The organism is Aeromicrobium tamlense (genome assembly GCF_013408555.1).
Taxonomy (GTDB): domain Bacteria; phylum Actinomycetota; class Actinomycetes; order Propionibacteriales; family Nocardioidaceae; genus Aeromicrobium; species Aeromicrobium tamlense.
The window spans coordinates 1,041,031-1,059,215 of record NZ_JACBZN010000001.1; the positions used below are offsets into that span (position 1 = coordinate 1,041,031).

Annotated in this window: 19 protein-coding genes; 16 read left to right on the forward strand and 3 right to left on the reverse strand. The window is 73.0% G+C overall.

The window, feature by feature from the left end:
* Nucleotides 1-4: 4 nt before the first annotated feature.
* From hisF to BJ975_RS05250, 8 genes are all read left to right on the forward strand, one after another.
* Entirely contained in the window at nt 5-766 is a 762-nt protein-coding gene (gene hisF, locus BJ975_RS05215) for an imidazole glycerol phosphate synthase subunit HisF (protein ID WP_269302582.1), read from the forward strand.
* Nucleotides 763-2,574, forward strand: coding sequence for an ABC transporter ATP-binding protein (locus BJ975_RS05220; protein ID WP_317628321.1), 1,812 nt, complete (start codon nt 763-765; stop codon nt 2,572-2,574). Before hisF ends, BJ975_RS05220 begins: the two co-directional genes overlap by 4 nt.
* Entirely contained in the window at nt 2,567-4,339 is a 1,773-nt protein-coding gene (locus tag BJ975_RS05225) for an ABC transporter ATP-binding protein (protein ID WP_179424134.1), read from the forward strand. The genes BJ975_RS05220 and BJ975_RS05225 overlap by 8 nt, the downstream gene beginning before the upstream one ends.
* A 28-nt stretch (nt 4,340-4,367) precedes the next feature.
* The gene (gene hisI, locus BJ975_RS05230; protein WP_179424135.1) at nt 4,368-4,715 is read left to right on the forward strand and encodes a phosphoribosyl-AMP cyclohydrolase; all 348 of its coding nucleotides are present in this window, start codon (nt 4,368-4,370) and stop codon (nt 4,713-4,715) included.
* Nucleotides 4,712-5,263 carry a Trp biosynthesis-associated membrane protein gene (locus BJ975_RS05235; protein ID WP_179424136.1) on the forward strand — a complete coding sequence of 184 codons (552 nt, stop codon included), beginning with the start codon at nt 4,712-4,714 and terminating at the stop codon, nt 5,261-5,263. Before hisI ends, BJ975_RS05235 begins: the two co-directional genes overlap by 4 nt.
* 54 nt (nt 5,264-5,317) lie before the next feature.
* Nucleotides 5,318-5,518, forward strand: a complete 201-nt coding sequence (locus BJ975_RS05240) for an HGxxPAAW family protein (protein ID WP_179424137.1) — start codon at nt 5,318-5,320, stop codon at nt 5,516-5,518.
* 98 nt (nt 5,519-5,616) lie between these two features.
* Complete coding sequence (locus BJ975_RS05245; RefSeq protein ID WP_218845740.1) at nt 5,617-5,943, forward strand: DUF2752 domain-containing protein; 327 nt, start codon at nt 5,617-5,619, stop codon at nt 5,941-5,943.
* A 122-nt stretch (nt 5,944-6,065) separates the two neighbouring features.
* Nucleotides 6,066-7,373: an MFS transporter gene (locus BJ975_RS05250; RefSeq protein WP_317628320.1), complete on the forward strand. Its 1,308-nt coding sequence runs from the start codon at nt 6,066-6,068 to the stop codon at nt 7,371-7,373.
* On the opposite strand, the gene BJ975_RS05255 is transcribed toward BJ975_RS05250, so the two are convergent.
* Entirely contained in the window at nt 7,366-7,713 is a 348-nt protein-coding gene (locus BJ975_RS05255) for a hypothetical protein (protein WP_179424138.1), read from the reverse strand. The genes BJ975_RS05250 and BJ975_RS05255 overlap by 8 nt on opposite strands.
* 58 nt (nt 7,714-7,771) lie before the next feature.
* On the reverse strand, nt 7,772-8,656 hold the full coding sequence (locus BJ975_RS05260) for a DUF2189 domain-containing protein (protein WP_179424139.1): 885 nt from the start codon (nt 8,654-8,656) through the stop codon (nt 7,772-7,774).
* Between the two features lie 152 nt (nt 8,657-8,808).
* Here BJ975_RS05260 and trpC point away from each other — a divergent pair, with 152 nt between their 5' ends.
* The 4 genes from trpC to lgt are packed head-to-tail and all read left to right on the forward strand — an operon-like array spanning nt 8,809 to nt 12,555.
* Complete coding sequence (trpC, locus tag BJ975_RS05265) at nt 8,809-9,624, forward strand: indole-3-glycerol phosphate synthase TrpC (protein WP_179424140.1); 816 nt, start codon at nt 8,809-8,811, stop codon at nt 9,622-9,624.
* A 39-nt stretch (nt 9,625-9,663) separates the two neighbouring features.
* The gene (gene trpB, locus BJ975_RS05270) at nt 9,664-10,911 is read left to right on the forward strand and encodes a tryptophan synthase subunit beta (protein ID WP_179424141.1); all 1,248 of its coding nucleotides are present in this window, start codon (nt 9,664-9,666) and stop codon (nt 10,909-10,911) included.
* Nucleotides 10,908-11,714 (forward strand): tryptophan synthase subunit alpha, encoded by an 807-nt coding sequence (gene trpA / locus BJ975_RS05275; protein WP_179424142.1) that lies wholly within the window; start codon nt 10,908-10,910, stop codon nt 11,712-11,714. Before trpB ends, trpA begins: the two co-directional genes overlap by 4 nt.
* A 1-nt stretch (nt 11,715) precedes the next feature.
* Entirely contained in the window at nt 11,716-12,555 is an 840-nt protein-coding gene (lgt, locus tag BJ975_RS05280) for a prolipoprotein diacylglyceryl transferase (protein ID WP_179424143.1), read from the forward strand.
* A gap of 31 nt (nt 12,556-12,586) precedes the next feature.
* Here the strand turns inward: lgt and BJ975_RS05285 are convergent, their stop codons facing one another.
* A complete protein-coding gene (locus tag BJ975_RS05285; RefSeq protein WP_179424144.1) occupies nt 12,587-12,808 on the reverse strand; it encodes an Rv0909 family putative TA system antitoxin in 222 nt (73 codons plus the stop codon).
* Nucleotides 12,809-12,901: 93 nt separating this feature from the next.
* Between BJ975_RS05285 and miaA the strand changes: the two genes are divergently transcribed.
* The 4 genes from miaA to BJ975_RS05305 all read left to right on the forward strand — a co-directional run bounded on the left by miaA (nt 12,902) and on the right by BJ975_RS05305 (nt 18,181).
* Nucleotides 12,902-13,810: a tRNA (adenosine(37)-N6)-dimethylallyltransferase MiaA gene (miaA, locus tag BJ975_RS05290; RefSeq protein WP_179424145.1), complete on the forward strand. Its 909-nt coding sequence runs from the start codon at nt 12,902-12,904 to the stop codon at nt 13,808-13,810.
* Nucleotides 13,811-13,819: 9 nt separating this feature from the next.
* Entirely contained in the window at nt 13,820-14,632 is an 813-nt protein-coding gene (gene dapF / locus BJ975_RS05295; protein WP_179424146.1) for a diaminopimelate epimerase, read from the forward strand.
* Nucleotides 14,629-16,029: a GTPase HflX gene (gene hflX, locus BJ975_RS05300; protein ID WP_179424147.1), complete on the forward strand. Its 1,401-nt coding sequence runs from the start codon at nt 14,629-14,631 to the stop codon at nt 16,027-16,029. The genes dapF and hflX overlap by 4 nt, the downstream gene beginning before the upstream one ends.
* Before the next feature lie 202 nt (nt 16,030-16,231).
* Entirely contained in the window at nt 16,232-18,181 is a 1,950-nt protein-coding gene (locus tag BJ975_RS05305) for an ATP-dependent DNA helicase (protein ID WP_179424148.1), read from the forward strand.
* The last annotated feature ends 4 nt before the right edge of the window (nt 18,182-18,185 follow it).

The following is an 18,185-nucleotide window of genomic DNA, read 5'->3' on the forward strand; positions in this document are numbered from 1 at the left end:
GGCCGTGAGCCTAGCCGTCCGTGTGATCCCCTGTTTGGACGTGGACGGCGGTCGCGTCGTCAAGGGCGTCAACTTCGTCGACCTGCGCGACGCGGGCGACCCGGTCGAGATGGCGCGCGTGTACGACGCCGAGGGCGCCGACGAGCTGACGTTCCTCGACATCACCGCCTCCAGCGGCGACCGCTCCACCACCTACGACATCGTCGGCCAGACCGCCGAGCAGGTCTTCATCCCGCTCACCGTCGGCGGGGGAGTGCGCACCGTCGACGACGTCGACCGGCTGCTGCGCGCGGGCGCCGACAAGGTCGGCATCAACACCGCCGCGATCGCCCGACCCGACGTGATCGGCGAGATCGCGCACCGCTTCGGGAATCAGGTGCTCGTGCTGAGCGTTGACGCTCGACGTGCAGATGATCAGCCCAGCGGGTTCGAGGTGACCACCCACGGCGGCCGGCGCTCCGCCGGCATCGACGCGATCGAGTGGGTGCGCCGCGGCTCCGAGCTCGGCGCGGGCGAGATCCTGCTCAACTCGATGGACGCCGACGGCACGCAGGCCGGGTTCGACCTCGAGATGATCCGTGCCGCCCGCGGCGTCACGGACGTCCCCCTCATCGCCAGCGGCGGCGCCGGTCGCCTCGAGCACTTCGCGCCCGCGGTCGACGCGGGCGCCGACGCCGTGCTCGCCGCCAGTGTCTTCCACTTCGGCACGCTGACGATCCCCGCAGTGAAGGAGACGCTGCGAGCCGCCGGACACGTGGTCCGGTGAGCGCCCCGGCTCTCGACACCCTCAGCGGCGGCGGCACCGACCGGCTGACCCGGCGCGGCTTCCGCGTCATGGGGCGCGGCATCGCGCGCCAGAAGGTCATGTTCACGTGGGCCGCGCTGGCCTCGCTGCTGTTCGGCGTCATGACCGTCGCCGACGCGTGGGTGCTGGGCTGGGCCACCGACCACGTCATCACACCATCGGTCGAGGCCGGCGCGATCGACTGGTCCACGCTGTGGACCGGCGTCGGGCTGTTCATCCTCGCGGCGCTGCTGCGCACCGTGGGCGTCGTCGGCCGTCGCCTGCTCGGCGGCGTCGTCTTCTACCGGCTCGTGCGCGACGACCGCCTGCGCGTCACCCGCCGCTACCTCCAGCTGCCGCTGCGCTGGCACCACCGCCACCCGGCCGGCCAGCTGCTCAGCAACGCCAACGCCGACGTCGAGGCCACGTGGTCGGTGTTCATGCCGCTGCCGATGGCCCTCGGCACGATCGCGATGCTCGTCGCGGCCATCGTCACGATGGTGCTGGCCGACCCGGTCCTCACGATCGTCGGCCTCGTCGTGATCCCGCTGCTGTTCGCCGCGAACGCGGTCTACCAGCGCTGGCAGGGGCCGCGGATCGCGCTGGCCCAGAGCCTGCGCGGCGACGTCTCCACCGTCGCCCACGAGTCCTTCGACGGCGCCCTCGTGGTGAAGTCGCTCGGTCGCGAGGCCGACGAGACCGCCCGCTTCCGCGCCGCCAGCGAGCGGCTGCGCGACGCCGCGATCGGCATCGGCCGCGTGCGCGCGATCTTCGACCCCGTGATCGAGGCGCTGCCCAACCTCGCCGTGCTCGCGGTCCTGGCGATCGGCGCCTGGCGGGTCGGCTCCGACGCCGCCGACGCGGGCGACGTCGTGCAGGTCGCGTACCTGTTCACCGTGATCGGCATGCAGATCCGCTCGTTCGGCTGGGTGCTCGGCGAGCTGCCCCGCGCCGTCGTCGGCTGGGACCGCGTCTCGCGCGTCATCGACGAGGACGACGCGATGGACTACGGCACCCAGGACGTCCCGGGCGCCGGTCCGGTCGACCTCACCGTCGACGGCCTCGACTACAGCCACCCCGACGAGCCCGACACGGCGGTCCTGCGCGACATCGCGTTCGAGGTCCCGGCGGGGAAGGTCACCGCGGTCGTCGGCGCCACCGGCAGCGGCAAGAGCACCCTGACCTCGCTCGTCACCCGCCTCGTCGACCCCGATCGGGGCGCCGTGCGCGTGGGCGGCACCGATGCCCGCGACCTGTCGCAGCAGGCACTCACGCGCGCCGTGGCCCTCGTGCCCCAGTCCACGTTCCTGTTCGACGACACCGTGCGCGCCAACGTCGCGCTCGACCTCGACGTCCCCGACGAGCGGGTCTGGGAGGTGCTGCGGATCGTGCAGGCCGACCGCTTCGTCAGCGCCCTGCCCGACGGGCTCGACACCGAGCTGGGGGAGCGCGGCACGTCGCTCTCGGGCGGCCAGCGCCAGCGCCTGGCACTGGCCCGCGCGCTCGTGCGCGACCCGCGCGTGCTCGTGATGGACGACGCCACCAGCGCGCTCGACCCCGAGGTCGAGCAGCGCATCCTGCGCGCCCTGGCCGACCGGGCCGGCTCGCCCACCACGGTGGTCGTGGCCTACCGCAAGGCCACGATCGCGCTCGCCGACGAGGTCGTCTTCCTCGCCGACGGTCGCGTGGCCGACCGTGGCACCGACGCCGAGCTGCGCGCGCGGTCCGCGGCCTACCGCAACCTCGTCGACGCGTACGACCAGGCCCGGGAGGAGGTCGACCATGAGTGACCCGAAGCAGCGCGAGGGCGGCATCTCCGTCCTGGCGCGCGGCATGCGCCGCAACCCCGAGATCACCGAGGGCATCTGGGTGACCCTGCTGCTGGCGCTGATCAGCACCGCCGGCGGCTCGCTCGTGCCGATCGTGGTGCGCGCCGCGCTCGACGACGGCTTCGCGGCCGGAGACGTCGACACCGGCCTCGTCACCCGCTACGTCGCGATCGCCGCGGTCCTCATGGTGGGCATCGCGATCGCCGGCTACTGGTCCAAGGTGCGGATCTTCACCGCGAGCGAGCGGGGCCTGGCCAACCTGCGCGTCGCGGCCTTCCGCCACGTGCACGACCTGTCGATGCTCACCCAGAACACGCAGCGCCGCGGCTCGCTCGTCTCGCGGGTCACGTCCGACGTCGACCAGATCAGCCAGTTCCTGCAGTTCACCGGGATCATGATGATCATCAGCGTCGGGCAGATGATCGTCGCCACGATCGTCATGGCGTTCCTGTCCTGGCAGCTCACGCTCGTCGTCCTCATCAGCTTCGTGCCGCTCGCGCTGAGCCTGCGGTGGCTGGCCGGCGCGATGTCGCGCGCCTACGACCACGTGCGGGCCAGCGTGGGCGAGATGCTCGCCGTCATCGCCGAGCCGGTCGTCGGCGCCTCCGTCGTGCGCTCGTACGGCATCGAGGACCGCACGCAGCAGCGCGTCGACGTCGCCGTCCGCGCCAACTACCGCAACAACATCCGCGCCCAGACGATCACCGCGGGCGCGTTCTCGGCCGCGATCCTGGTCGGCGGCATCGCGAACGCCGCGGTGCTGGCGATCGGCGTGTGGCTGGGCGTCCTGGGCGACCTGTCCGTCGGCACGATCGTCGCGTTCGTGTTCCTCGTCGGCCTGTTCACCGGCCCGGCGCAGATGGCCACGCAGGTGATCTCCGAGGCGCAGAACGCGATCTCGTCGTGGCGCCGCGTGCTCGACCTGCTCGACACCCCGGCCGACGTCGTCGATCCCGGCGCCGAGGCCGAGCCGCTGCCCGCCGGCGACCTCGAGGCCCGCTTCGAGAAGGTCTCGTTCGCCTACCCCGAGGGACCCACGGTCCTGGCGGGCGTCGATGTGACCATCGAGGCGCGCCAGCGCGTCGCGGTCGTCGGCGAGACCGGCTCGGGCAAGACCACGTTCGCGAAGCTGCTCACCCGACTGATGGATCCCGTCGAGGGACGGGTCGTGCTGGGCGGGGTCGACATCTCGCGCGTGGCCTTCGAGGACCTGCGTCGTCACGTGCTGATGGTGCCGCAGGAGGGCTTCCTGTTCGACGCCACGCTCGGCGAGAACCTGCGCTACGGGGCCCGCGACGCCACCGACGCCGACCTCGTCTCCGCCGTCGAGCGGCTGGGCCTGGCCGACTGGTTCGCGGCGCTGCCGCGCGGCCTGGAGACCCGCGTCGGCCAGCGTGGCGAGTCGCTCTCGGCGGGAGAGCGCCAGCTCGTCGCGCTCGTGCGGTCTGCGCTGGCCGATCCGGCGCTGCTCGTCCTCGACGAGGCGACGAGCGCGGTCGACCCGCAGACCGAGCTGCGCGCCACCCGCGCCCTCGACCGCCTGCTCGAGGGCCGCACCAGCGTCACGATCGCGCACCGGCTCTCCACCGCCGAGAACGCCGACCGGGTCCTCGTCTTCGACCAGGGGCGGCTCGTCGAGGACGGCCACCACCGCGACCTCGTCTCCGCCGGCGGCGTCTACGCCCGCCTGCACGCCTCGTGGGTCGCGCAGGCCACCCTCGCCTGATGCCGGCCGCCGGGCGCGGCCTGAGAGAATGAGGGACGTGAGCTCTCTCGATGCGGCGATCGCCGGCCGGCTGAAGCGCGACGACTCGGGCCTGGTCCCCGCGGTGGTGCAGGACGCGACGTCTCGCGCCGTCCTCATGGTCGGCTGGATGGACGACGAGGCGCTGCACCGCACGCTGACCACCGGCCGCTCCACGTTCTGGAGCCGCAGCCGCGGCGAGTACTGGGTCAAGGGCGAGACGTCGGGCCACACCCAGCACGTGCGCGAGGTCCGCCTCGACTGCGACGGCGACACGCTGCTCGTCGTCGTCGACCAGGTCGGTCCGGCGTGCCACACCGGCGCCACGACGTGCTTCGACGAGGACCTGCTGACGTGAGGCGCAACCTTCTCGGCCCGTCCGTCCTGCTGCTGCTGGCGCTGGGCGGCGGCACGCTGCTCGCCGTCCGCGCGGCGTGGGCCACGGCCACCGCGCAGGCCGCGGGACTGCCCGAGGTCGAGCTGAGCGTCTCGGGCGCCGACGCGGTGCCCGGCGCCGTCGGCCTCGCCGTGCTCGTGATGGCGGCCGGCCTCGGCGTGCTCGCGTCCGGCCCGCGGCTGCGCCGCGCGATCGGCACGCTCGTCGCGCTGGCCGGTGTCGTCGGCGTCGTGTTGACGGCCCGGGCCGGCGACGCGATCGCCACCGCCCAGCGCCGCGCGATCGACGAGGCGGCCGCCTCGGGCATCGACGTGCAGTGGAGCACCACCGCCGCGCAGCCCCTCGCGGTCGCCGGGTTCGCGCTCGTGGTCGCGGTCGGCGCCGCGGTCGCGTGGCTGGGTCCGCGGTGGGCCACGATGGGCCGCAAGTACGACGCCCCGGCCGCGCGCGAGCCCGACGCGAGCGACCTCTGGAAGGCGATGGACGACGGCGTCGATCCCACCGCCTGACGACCGAGTAGGCTGTCGTCCGAACCACCCCGAGCACCTCTAGGAGCACACCCCATGTCGCACGGATCGTCGCCGGCCGCCTGGACCGCCGTCCTCGTCAGCCTCGCCGGCTTCCTCGTCGGCGGGATCGGCCTGATCCCCGAGCCGAACTGGGTCATCTTCACGATCGGCGTCGTGCTCGCGGTGGGCGCCCTGCCGCTCGGCAAGGTGATGTCGCTCGCCGGCTACGGCACCAGCCGGGTGAAGGAGCACTGACCAGCCCGGTCATCCCGACGACCGCCTCGCGCGGTCACCTGCTGCGCGGCCCGCTGATCGCGGGTGCCGCCGGCGCCGCCGCGCTCGCGCTGCTGCACGTGCGCGACCCCCACGTCCAGGGCTCCTACGGGTTCTGTCCGTTCCTGGTGCTCACCGGGGAGCCGTGTCCCGGCTGCGGGGGCCTGCGCGCGGTCAACCTGCTGACCCGCGGCGACCTCGTCGCCGCCGTGTCGAGCAACCTGTTCGCCGTCAGCCTGGTGGCGATCGCCGTGGTGGCGTGGGCGGTGTGGCTCGTGCGCCGCGCGCGGGGGATCCCGGCGCGCTATCTCACCTGGTCGGCCCGCACCGTCACCGTGCTGGGAGTCGCCGCTGCCGTCTTCGGTCTCGCCCGCCTCACCCCGTGGGGCGCCTGGCTCGCTCCCTGACGTGAGCCAGATGTGTAGCGCTGACCACCGAAAGTCCCTCGGATCCACCGAATTCCGGGGGATACTGCTACAGATCTCGCGTCCCGGAGGGGCGTGACGATCCGCGAGTCCGAAGGAGTGCCGTGACCGACAGGGGGACGCCCGCCGCCGCGGGGGCCGAGGTCGCCGGGTCGGGGCGCCGTCGCGTGCCGCGGGTGCACCGCGCGTGGCTGGTCGCCGGGGTCACGTTCCTCGTCCTGCTCGCCTCGGCCGCGTTCCGGTCGAGCCTGGGCGTCCTGCTGGTCCCGATCGAGGAGGACCTGGGCTGGAGCCGCACCGACACCTCGATCGCGGTCTCGATCAACCTCATCGTCTACGGCGTCGCCGCCCCGTTCGCGGCGGCGCTGCTCGAGCGCATCGGCGTCCGCCGCACCGCCGTCGTGGCGCTCCTGCTCATCTGCCTCGGCTGCCTGGCGTCCACCGTCATGACTGCTCCGTGGCAGCTGTCCGTCCTGTGGGGCGGCGTGATCGGCGTCGCCACCGGCTCGGTTGCCCTCGTCTTCGGCGCCATCGTCGTCAACCGCTGGTTCGTCGCGCGCCGTGGGCTCGTGCTGGGCATCCTGGGCGCCGCGTGGGCCACCGGTCAGCTGATCTTCCTGCCGCTGCTCGCCGCGACGGTCGACGCCTTCGGCTGGCGCGCCGCCGCCTACGTCATCGCTGGCTGCTGCGCCGTGCTGCTGCCGGTGGTCGCCCTCGTGCTGCGCGACCGTCCGTCCGACGTCGGGCTGGAGCCCTACGGCGGCGTCGACGACGAGGTGGTCGTGGTCGCGCCGCCCACCGCGACGGCCGCCGTCGTCCATGCCGTCACCGTGCTGCGCGAGGTCGTCGCCACCCGCGCGTTCCTCTTGCTGGCCGGCACGTTCTTCGTCTGCGGCTGGACCACCAACGGCATCATCAGCAGCCACTTCGTGCCGGCCGCGCACGACCACGGGATGGCCGCGACCACGGCGGCAGGCCTGCTCGCGGTCGTGGGCGTCTTCGACATCGTCGGCACGATCGGCTCCGGCTGGCTCACCGACCGCTACGACCCGCGCGTCCTGCTGGCGGCCTACTACGGGCTCCGGGGCCTGGCGCTGCTCGCCGTGCCGGCGCTGCTGGGACCGTCGGTGGAGCCGCCGCTGCTCGTCGTGATCGCGCTCTTCGGACTCGACTGGGTCGCCACCGTGCCGCCGACCGTGGTGCTGTGCCGCTCGGCCTTTGGCGCCGAGCGCGGCGGCATCGTCTTCGGCTGGGTGTTCGCCGCCCACATGATCGGCGCGGGCGTCGCCGCGGCGGCCAGCGGCGCGATGCGCGCGGCGTCGGGCGACTACACGTCCGCGTGGATCCTGGCCGGCGCGCTCGCGGTGGCGGCGGCGGTGGGGGCGCTGCTGCTGCCCCGCCGGGTCAGCTGAGTGTGGCCAGGTCGATGAAAGCGCTGCCCATCGAGACGAGGGTGCCCAGCACGCCCAGCACGATGGCGGCGACACCCACCCAGAAGGCGGCCGTGACCATCGACGTGTCGGCGTAGGGCCCGCCCCACTGCTGCAGCCGGCTGCGCTCGGCGCGAGCCAGCACGACGGCCACGATGCCGCCGGCGACGCCGAGGATCCCGCAGCAGCAGCCGGCCGGGATGCTCACGATGGCGATGACCAGCGCCCACACGCCCTGGTTGCCGCTGTCGCCGGGGACCGGCTGTCCGTAGACGTAGCCGTACGGGGGCTGGCCGCCCGGCGGCGGGGGATGGCTCGACACCGGTCGAGCATAGGACGGCGCGACCCGGCTGCTCGCCGGGCCGCGCCGTGGGGGTCGATCAGGCGGCGACGGGCTGGTCCTGGAACTTCTTGTAGGCGTAGGCCGAGGCGATCGCCACGACGGGATAGGCGAGGAACAGCAGCAGGCCGCACGGGCAGGCGCCGATGAGGATGACCACGAAGGACAGGAGCGCCAAGAGGATCGAATTCCCGAGGTTGGCCCGGACGAGATCGATGCTCGCCTTGAGCGAGTCGACGGGGGAGAGCCCACGATCCACCAGGAACGTCATCGCGAAGTAGGTCAGGAAGGTCAGCACGAAGCCGACCAGCGACAGGATCGCGCCGAGGAACCCCGGAAGGAGGCTGCCGAGGTTGCCGATCAGCGCCAGGATCACCGACAGGACGATGACCGGCGCGAGATCGATCCGGCCCAGCGCGTTGCCGAGGTCGAATGCCCTTCCCTCGGTGGCGTCGAGCGCACCGCGGACGGCGACCGCATTGAGGATGGACAGGGCCACCGTCAGCGCGAATCCCATGAGGAAGAAGACGAGGAGACCGCCGAAGGAGGATTCGTCACCCGCCAGCGCGACGCCCACGGAGGAGAAGAAGATCGCGATGAAGAAGATGGCCATGAGGGCCAGGGCGATCAGGCCCAGGACCAGCCAGGGCCCGAGGTTCGCGGTGAGCTTGCGCCAGCCGTAGCCGATCGCGTCCGGGGCGCTGAACGGCTCGACGAACCCGGAGCCGCCACCGGGCGGCGGCGGGTAGCCGCCGTAGCCACCACCGCCGGGCGGCGGCGGGTAGGCGCTGCCGCCGTAGCCGGGCGCGTCGCCGGGCGGGGGCGGGTAGGCCGGCCCGTCGGACGGCGGCTGCGGGGGCGGCGGGGGCACGGGACCGTCCGGGCGCTCGGGGTCGGGGCCGAGGGGCGGTTCGTTCGTCGACATGCGCTGAGCATAGGGAGTATCGAGGAGGCCGTATACCGCCTCCGCCCCGTGTTGTCGTCCCGAAACGGAGGGCGCGTGCCACTTCCGGGCGTCCCGGGGCTACGCTGGAGGTCAGTTCGGAGCCGAGTCCCGACAGGGGAAGGGAGAGTGCGATGACCGTGCTCGACGACATCCTCGCGGGGGTGGCCGAGGACCGGGCCGAGCGCCAGGCCCGGGTGAGCCTGGACGATCTCAAGCGCCAGGCCGACAAGCAGCCGCCCGCGCTCGACCCGATGCCCGCCTTCCGGTCCGACGGCGTCTCGGTGATCGCCGAGGTGAAGCGGTCCAGCCCCAGCAAGGGCGCGCTCGCCGACATCAAGGACCCCGCCGCCCTGGCCGGCGACTACGCCGCCGGTGGCGCCTCGGCCATCAGCGTCCTGACCGAGCAGCGCCGCTTCGGCGGCTCGCTCGACGACCTGCGCGCCGTCCGCGCCGACGTCCACGTGCCGGTGCTGCGCAAGGACTTCATCACCACCTCGTACGAGCTGTGGGAGGCCCGGGCCGCGGGGGCCGACATGGCGCTGCTCATCGTCGCCGCGCTCGACCAGAACGCGCTCGAGTCGCTCATCGATCGCGCGCGCTCGATCGGCCTGACGCCGCTCGTGGAGGTCCACGACGAGGAGGAGGTGCGCCGCGCCGTCGCGGCCGACGCCGACCTCATCGGTGTGAACGCCCGCAACCTCAAGACGCTCGAGGTCGACCGCCAGACGTTCGAGCGCCTCGCGCCGCAGATCCCCGACTCGATCGTCAAGGTCGCCGAGTCCGGCGTCCGTGGACCCCACGACGTCATCGAGTACGCGCGCTTCGGCGCCAACGTCGTGCTCGTGGGCGAGACGCTCGTCAAGGGCGACGACCCGCGCGCCACCGTCGCCGACCTGGTCGCCGCCGGGCTTCACCCGGCCCTGCAGCATCGATGGCAGCCCAGCTGACTCCTCCAGCTTCCTGCCGACCCCTCACCCAGGACGACCATGACTGACATCTCCGGCCGATCGCCGTCGCGATCGGCGCTTCCCGACGGGCCCGGGCACTTCGGCCGCTTCGGCGGCCGCTTCATGCCCGAGGCCCTCATCGCCCCGCTCGACGAGATCACCCGCGAGTGGGAGGCCGCGCAGGCCGATCCCGCGTTCCGGAACGAGCTCGACCGGATGCTGCGCGAGTACGCCAACGTGCCGAGCCCGCTGTACGAGGCGCACCGCTTCAGCCGCGCCGTCGGCGCGCGGATCCTGCTCAAGCGCGAGGACCTCAACCACACCGGCGCGCACAAGATCCGCAACGTCATCGGCCAGGCGCTGCTGGCCAAGCGCATCGGCAAGCCGCGCTGCATCGCCGAGACGGGCGCGGGCCAGCACGGCGTCGCCTCGGCCACCGCGTGCGCCTACCTCGATCTCGAGTGCACCGTCTACATGGGCCAGGTCGACACCGAGCGCCAGGCGCTCAACGTCGCGCGCATGCAGATGCTGGGCGCCGAGGTCATCCCGGTCACCACCGGAAGCGCCACGCTCAAGGACGCGATCAACGAGGCGCTGCGCGACTGGGTCACCACGGTCGACACCACGCACTACCTGTTCGGCACCGCGGCCGGCCCGCACCCGTTCCCCACGATGGTGCGCGAGCTCACCCGCGGCATCGGCGACGAGGCCCGGGCCCAGGTGCTCGAGCTCGACGGCCGGCTGCCCGACGCCGCGGTGGCGTGCGTCGGCGGCGGCTCCAACGCGATCGGCCTGTTCACCGCCTTCGTGCCCGACGAGGGCGTGCGCCTCGTGGGCGTCGAGGCCGGGGGCGACGGCTTCGAGACCGGCCGCCATGCCGCCACGATCACGGCGGGCGAGGTCGGCGTGCTGCACGGCGCGCGCTCCTTCCTGCTGCAGGACGAGGACGGCCAGACCATCGAGTCGCACTCGATCAGCGCCGGCCTGGACTACCCGGGCGTCGGCCCCGAGCACGCCTACCTCGCCGACACCGGTCGTGCCGAGTACCGCCCGGCCACCGACGCGCAGGCCATGGCCGCGTTCGACCTGCTGTGCAAGACCGAGGGCATCATCCCGGCGATCGAGTCGGCCCACGCGCTGGCCGGCGCGGTGACCCTGGCCGAGGAGCTGGGGCCCGACGCCACGATCCTGGTCAACCTCTCGGGGCGCGGCGACAAGGACGTGCACACGGCGGCGACGTACTTCGGCCTGCTGGACGAGAACGACCGGGCGGAGACCGACCGATGAGCGTCACGAGCCCGATCGACGAGCTGTTCGAGCGCACGCGCGCCGAGAACCGCGCCGCGCTGGTGGGCTACCTGCCGGCCGGGTTCCCCACGGTCGACGGCTCCATCCGCGCGATCGAGGCGATGGTCGAGGCCGGCGTCGACCTGGTCGAGGTCGGCCTGCCCTACAGCGACCCCGTGATGGACGGTCCCACGATCCAGGCCGCCGCCGAGGCCGCGCTGGTGAACGGCACCCGCGTCGACGACGTGTTCCGCGTCGTGGAGGCGGCCTCCGCCGCCGGGGCCGTGACGGTCGTCATGACCTACTGGAACCCGGTCGAGCGCCGCGGCGTCGACCGGTTCGCGGCCGACCTGGCCGCCGCCGGGGGAGCGGGCCTCATCACGCCCGACCTGATCCCCGACGAGGCCACCGAGTGGGACCGCGCCTCGCGCGCCCACGGCCTCGACCGCATCTTCCTCGTCTCGCCGTCCTCGTCCGACGAGCGGCTCGCGATGACGGCCGACGCGGCCAGCGGCTTCATCTACGCCACGGCCGTCATGGGCGTGACGGGTCAGCGCGAGCAGACCAGCAGCCTCGCTCCCGAGCTCGTGGGACGGCTGCGCAAGGTCACCGACAAGCCCGTCGGCGTCGGCCTCGGCGTCAGCAACGGCGCCCAGGCCCACGAGATCGCCGCGTTCTCCGACGCGGTCATCGTGGGCTCGGCGCTCGTGCGCTGCCTGCTCGACCAGCCCGACGAGGCGTCCGGCCTCGCCGCCATCCGCGAGCTCGCGGCCGACCTGCGCGCCGGCGTCGAACGGGACTGACATGACGATCGCCACCTTCATCCCGTCGCCGGAGCAGGCCGTCTGGCACCTCGGGCCGCTGCCGCTGCGCGCCTACGCCCTGTGCATCATCGCGGGCGTCGTCGCCGCGATCTGGATCGGCGAGAAGCGCTTCGTGGCCGCCGGCGGCCGCCCGGGCGCGATCGGCGACATCGCGATCTGGGCCGTGCCCTTCGGCATCATCGGCGGGCGGATCTACCACGTCCTCACCGATCCCGAGCTCTACTTCGGCGACGGCCGCGACCCCATCGACGCGCTGAAGATCTGGGAGGGCGGCCTGGGCATCTGGGGCGCCATCGCGTTCGGCGGTGTCGGCGCGTGGATCGCCTGCAAGCGGTACGACATCGACTTCCTGAAGATGGCCGACGCGCTGGCGCCCGGCCTGCTCGTCGCGCAGGCGATCGGACGTCTGGGCAACTACTTCAACCAGGAGCTCTTCGGACGCCCCACCACGGTGCCGTGGGCCCTGGAGATCTCCGAGCGTCACCGGCCCGACGGCTACGAGCAGTTCGCCACCTTCCACCCGACGTTCCTCTACGAGGCGCTGTGGAACCTCGCGGCGGCCGCGCTGCTGGTGTGGCTGGGCAAGCGGTTCGCGCTGACCCACGGCAGGGTGTTCGCGCTCTACGTGATGCTCTACACGCTGGGTCGCGGCTGGATCGAGGCCCTGCGCATCGACACCGTGAATCACCTCGGCCCGTTCCGGCTGAACATCTGGACCTCGATCGTGGTCTTCTGCCTCGCCCTCGCGTACTTCGTGTGGGCGGGCCGCCACTACCGCGAGCGCGCTGAGCGTGACGTCTCCGGGGCTGACACGCCGTAATCGGCCCGCCAACGTCACTCCCAGCGCTGAGTCAGGCCTTCGGCTCGTCGTCGAGGCGCTCGGCGGCCTCCTTGAGCTTCGCCGCGGCGTCGTCGATCTTCTCGGTGAACTTGCCATCGGTGGCGCGGTCGGCGAGGTCGGCCACCTTGTCGATCGCGGCGTCGACCTCCTCGTCGCGTTGCGCGACCTCCTCCTTGACCCGGGCCACCATCTGCTCCGCGTCCTTGCCCTTGAACTTGTCCAGGAAGCCCACGGGGTTCCCCTCTCGTGTGTTGCGGTCCCGCCGGTCGGGTCCCGGTCGTCACGGTACTGCGGTCGGGCGCGGGCGGCCTGAAAGACTGGCCCCATGAGCGCGCCCCGTCCCGTCGTCGCCGTGGTGGGCCCGACGGCCTCGGGCAAGACCCGGCTCTCGGTCGACCTCGCGCGCGCCGTGCACGGCGAGGTCGTGAACACCGACTCCGTGCAGCTCTACCGCGGGATGGACGTGGGCAGCGCCAAGGCGACTCCGGACGAGCGCGGGGGAGTCCCGCACCACCTCCTCGACGTGCTCGACCCCGTCCAGGAGGCCAGCGTCGCCGCGTTCCAGCGCGAGGCGCGGGCCGCGATCGAGCAGATCCGCGCACGCGACGCCGTCCCGATCCTCGTCGGCGGGTCCTCGCTGTACGTGCGGGCCGTCCTGGACCCGCTGGACTTCCCCGGCACCGATCCCGCCGTGCGTCGCCGCTGGACCGAGCGCCTCGACGAGGTCGGCCCCGAAGTGCTGCACGAGGAGCTGGCGCGGCGCGACCCGGCCGCGGCCGAGGCGATCCTGCCCACGAACGGGCGTCGCATCGTGCGCGCCCTGGAGGTCGGCGAGCTCACCGGAGAGCCCTTCGCGGCCACGATGCCCGCGTACGCGTCGATCTACCCCGAGGTCGTGATGATCGGCCTCGACGTGCCGCGCGACGTGCTGGACGCGCGCATCGACGCCCGGGTCGAGCAGATGTGGGCCGATGGCCTCGTCGACGAGGTGCGAGGACTGCCCGGACTCGCCGGCTCGCCCACCGCGTCGCGGGCGCTGGGCTACCAGCAGGTGCTCGCGATGCTCGCGGGCGACCTCACCGAGGAGGAGGCGAAGGAGGAGACGAAGTCGGGCACCCGTCGCTTCGCCCGCCGCCAGGACCGGATGATGCGCAAGGACCCCCGGATCCACTGGCTGCCCTTCGACGATCCCGACCTGCTCGCGCGTGCTGTGGCACTCGCCGGAGCCCCGTAGGCTGAGGACATGGAATTCACGTGGTTCAAGGGACACGGCACCGAGAACGACTTCGTGCTGCTGCCCGACCACGACGGCACCCTGCACGGTGATCTCGACCCCGCCTTCGTGGCCGCCCTGTGCGACCGTCGTCGCGGCATCGGCGCCGACGGCGTCATGCGGGTCGTGCGGTGCACCGCGCTCGGTCACAACTCGCCCGCCGAGTGGTTCATGGACTACCGCAACGCTGACGGCTCGCTGAGCCAGATGTGCGGCAACGGCATCCGCGTCTTCGCCCGGCACCTGCTGGAGGAGGGCCTCGTCGAGGGTCCCGAGTTCCCCATCGACACCCGCGACGGACTGAAGTTCCTCACCGTCGTCGGCGACGAGATCGCCGTCGACATGGGCGCGTTCACCACGGGCACCCACTCGAAGGTCTCGGCCGGCGGCCAGTCCTGGGAGGCGCTCGAGGTCCACACCGGCAACCCCCACGCCGTCGCGTTCGTCGACCGCGTGGCCGACGCCGGCCCCCTGCTCGAGCAGCCCGGGTACGCCGAGTCCGTCTACCCCGAGGGCGTCAACATCGAGTTCGTCGAGCGCCGCGGCACGCACCACGTCGCGATGCGCGTGCACGAGCGCGGCTCGGGCGAGACCCGCTCGTGCGGCACCGGTGCCTGCGCCGTGGCGATCGCCACCGCGAAGGCCGACGGCGCCCCCGACCCCACCACCTACCGCGTCGACGTCCCCGGAGGCACCTTGCACGTCACCGTCTCACCCGATCGCACGATCCTGAGGGGCCCGGCGCGCATCGTCGCCGCGGGCACCATGGAGTGGCGCGGATGACCGAGGAGACCCGTCCCGACGTCGAGCTCCAGCCCGGCGAGATGGACCTGCAGGACCGGTCCTCGCTGCGCCGCGTCGCCGGCCTGTCCACCGAGCTCGAGGACATCACCGAGGTCGAGTACCGCCAGCTGCGGCTGGAGCGGGTCGTCCTCGTCGGCGTGTGGACCGAGGGCTCGGTGGAGGACGCCGAGAACTCGCTCACCGAGCTGAAGGCGCTCGCCGAGACGGCAGGCTCCGACGTGCTCGACGCGCTCATCCAGCGTCGTCAGAAGCCCGACCCGGCGACCTTCATCGGCCGCGGCAAGGTCGACGAGCTGCGCGACGCCGTGCAGGCCACCGGTGCCGACACCGTGATCTGCGACGGCGAGCTCGCGCCCAGCCAGCTGCGCAACCTCGAGGACCGCGTCAAGGTCAAGGTCGTCGACCGCGTCGCGCTGATCCTCGACATCTTCGCCCAGCACGCGAAGAGCGCCGAGGGCAAGGCCCAGGTCGAGCTGGCCCAGCTGCAGTACCAGACCCAGCGCCTGCGCGGCTGGGGCGGCAACCTGTCGCGCCAGGCCGGCGGCCGGGCGGCCGGCGGCGAGGGCATCGGCGGCCGCGGCCCCGGTGAGACCAAGCTTGAGACCGACCGTCGTCGCATCCAGGCCAAGATGGCCAAGCTGCGCCGTGAGCTCAAGGAGCTGCGCGGCACGCGCGAGACGAAGAAGGCCGAGCGCCGCCGCAACAAGATCCCGTCCGTGGCGATCGCGGGCTACACGAACGCCGGCAAGTCGAGCCTGCTCAACCGGCTCACGGGTGCGGGCGTGCTCGTCGAGGACGCGCTGTTCGCCACCCTCGACCCCACCACGCGTCGCGCCGAGACCTCGGACGGCCGCGTCTACACGCTGTCCGACACGGTCGGCTTCGTCCGGCACCTGCCCCACCAGCTGGTCGAGGCGTTCCGGTCCACGCTGGAGGAGGTGGCCGACGCCGACCTCGTGCTGCACGTGGTCGACGGCTCGCACCCCGATCCCGAGAGCCAGATCGCGGCGGTCCGCGAGGTGTTCGCGCAGATCGAGGCCTTCAAGGTCCCCGAGATCATCGTCATCAACAAGGCCGACCAGGCCGACCCGCTCGTGCTGAAGGCGCTGCTGGCGCGTGAGCCGCACGCCGTCGTCGTGAGCGCCCGCACGGGCGAGGGCATCGACGAGCTGCTGAGCGCCATCGAGGCCGACCTGCCGGTGCCCGAGGTGCTGGTCGACGCGGTCGTCCCGTACTCGCGCGGCGACCTGGTCAACCAGCTGCACCTGCACGCAGAGATCGAGACGCTCGAGCACGTCGCCGAGGGCACCCACGTGGTCGCGCGGGTGCATCCCGAGCTCGCCAACGACCTCGCCCCGTTCGCGCAGCAGCCCTGAGCGGCCTCGGGGGCGGTGCGTCCTCAGCCCTTCGCCGGCTGTCCCGGTGGGTGATCAACCGTATGGCCGGGGATGAGGTCGAAGGGTCACCGGAGCCGTGCGGGAGGGGTCGAGGACTCACCGCTCACCCCAGCCGGCCCCGTGACGGGGCGGGCTGTGGATCGGTGGTCGCTGCCGGGGGAGAGCCGGGTAGCGTTCTCGCATGCCCTCCCGACCCGGTGTGACCGACGTCCTCGGTGCCGCCGTCGCGGCGGTCGGCGGGGCCGAGCGCCCCGGACAGGTCGCGATGGCCGAGGCCGTCGCCCAGGCCCTCGCCGACGAGCGCCACCTGCTCGTGCAGGCGGGCACCGGCACCGGCAAGTCGCTCGGCTACCTGGTCCCGGCGCTGCTCCACGACAAGCGCGTCGTCGTCGCCACCGCCACGCTCAACCTCCAGCACCAGCTCGTCGAGCGCGACATCCCCGCGCTCAAGGAGGCGGCCCGCGACACCATGTCCACGGTGCCGCACCATGCCGTGCTGAAGGGTCGCGCGAACTACGCGTGCCTGCACCGCGTGCGCCAGGGTGCACCCGACGACCAGGGCGTCCTCGTCGAGGTGCCCGAGGGGTCGCTGGGGGCCGAGGTCGTCCAGCTGCGCGAGTGGGCCGAGGAGCAGGCCGAGGGCGGCCACACCGGCGATCGCGACGGCGCCCCGTCCCACGGCGAGCGGGCCTGGCGCCAGGTCAGCGTGTCGTCGCGCGAGTGCCTGGGCGCCTCTCGCTGCGAGTACGCGGCCGAGTGCTTCGCCGAGCGGGCGAAGGAGGACGCCGCCAACGCCCACGTCGTCGTCACGAACCACGCGATGCTCGCGATCGACGCGATCGAGGGCGTGCCGATGCTGCCCGAGTTCGACGCCGTGGTGGTCGACGAGGCCCACGAGCTGGCCGCGCGCGTCACCCAGGCCTCCACCGACGAGCTCGATCCCGGCCTCGTCGAGCGGGCCGCCCGCCGGGCCCGTCCGTACCTCGACGACGGCGGCACGGCCGACGACCTCGGCGACGCCGCCGACGCTCTGGCCGACGCCCTCACCCACGTCCAGCCCGGCCGCATCGACGCGATCGACCCGGCCCTGGCCGGTGCGCTCGCGCTCGTGCGCGACAGCGCCCGCGCCTGCTTCTCGAACTTCACGAAGGAGAAGGGCGAGGAGGCCGACCCCGGTCGCCAGCAGGCCCGCAGCACGATCGACGACGTCCGCCAGGTCGCCGAGCGGATGGCTGCCGGCCGCGAGACCGAGGTGCTGTGGCTGGGCGAGGGCCGCAGCGGTCTGCACCTGCGCATCGCGCCGATCGACGTGTCGGGCGCCCTGCGCGAGAAGCTCTTCGGCGAGAAGACCGTCGTGCTCACCAGCGCCACGCTCACGCTCGGCGGCTCCTTCGCCCCCGTCGCCGCCTCGCTCGGCCTCGACCTCAAGGGGTCGGACTGGACCGGGCTCGACGTCGGCTCGCCGTTCGACTACCAGCGCCAGGGCATCCTCTACGTCGCGAAGCACCTGCCGGCCCCCGGCCGCGACGGGCTCGAGGCCGAGCAGCTCGGCGAGATCACGGCCCTCATCAAGGCGGCCGGCGGCCGCACCCTCGGGCTCTTCTCGTCGCGTCGCGCGGCCGAGCGCGCCGCCCAGTACGTGCGCGAGTCGCTGCCCGAGCTCGAGATCCTCTGCCAGGGCGACGCCCAGCTGCCCGAGCTCGCGCGTCGGTTCGCCGACGAGCCCAGCGCGTGCCTGTTCGGCACCCTCAGCCTGTGGCAGGGCGTCGACCTCCCGGGCGACACCTGCACCCTCGTGCTCATCGACCGGATCCCGTTCCCGCGACCCGACGACCCGCTCAGCAGTGCGCGCCAGCGGCTGGTCGAGCGTCGCGGGGGCAACGGCTTCATGCAGGTCGCCGCCCAGCACGCCGCACTGCTGCTGGCGCAGGGCGTGGGCCGCCTGATCCGGCGCTCCACCGACCGCGGCGTGGTCGCGATCCTCGACCCGCGCATCGCCACCGCACGCTACGGCGGGTTCCTCGCGTCGTCCCTGCCGCCGCTGTGGCGCACCACCGACCGTCAGGTCGTGACCGCCGCACTGCGACGCCTCGACGAGTCGGCGAAGGCGGGGGATCCGGCCGCGGTTTGATACC

Bases quoted from the DNA above. Each gene is read 5' to 3' on its own strand.
- hisI (WP_179424135.1), top strand. From the start codon at position 4,368: ATGAGGGACGTGAGCTCTCTCGATGCGGCGATCGCCGGCCGGCTGAAG.
- dapF (WP_179424146.1), top strand. From the start codon at position 13,820: ATGGAATTCACGTGGTTCAAGGGACACGGCACCGAGAACGACTTCGTG.
- hflX (WP_179424147.1), top strand. From the start codon at position 14,629: ATGACCGAGGAGACCCGTCCCGACGTCGAGCTCCAGCCCGGCGAGATG.
- lgt (WP_179424143.1), top strand. From the start codon at position 11,716: ATGACGATCGCCACCTTCATCCCGTCGCCGGAGCAGGCCGTCTGGCAC.
- BJ975_RS05225 (WP_179424134.1), top strand. From the start codon at position 2,567: ATGAGTGACCCGAAGCAGCGCGAGGGCGGCATCTCCGTCCTGGCGCGC.
- trpB (WP_179424141.1), top strand. From the start codon at position 9,664: ATGACTGACATCTCCGGCCGATCGCCGTCGCGATCGGCGCTTCCCGAC.
- trpA (WP_179424142.1), top strand. From the start codon at position 10,908: ATGAGCGTCACGAGCCCGATCGACGAGCTGTTCGAGCGCACGCGCGCC.
- BJ975_RS05240 (WP_179424137.1), top strand. From the start codon at position 5,318: ATGTCGCACGGATCGTCGCCGGCCGCCTGGACCGCCGTCCTCGTCAGC.
- trpC (WP_179424140.1), top strand. From the start codon at position 8,809: ATGACCGTGCTCGACGACATCCTCGCGGGGGTGGCCGAGGACCGGGCC.
- BJ975_RS05260 (WP_179424139.1), bottom strand. From the start codon at position 8,656: ATGTCGACGAACGAACCGCCCCTCGGCCCCGACCCCGAGCGCCCGGAC.
- miaA (WP_179424145.1), top strand. From the start codon at position 12,902: ATGAGCGCGCCCCGTCCCGTCGTCGCCGTGGTGGGCCCGACGGCCTCG.
- BJ975_RS05305 (WP_179424148.1), top strand. From the start codon at position 16,232: ATGCCCTCCCGACCCGGTGTGACCGACGTCCTCGGTGCCGCCGTCGCG.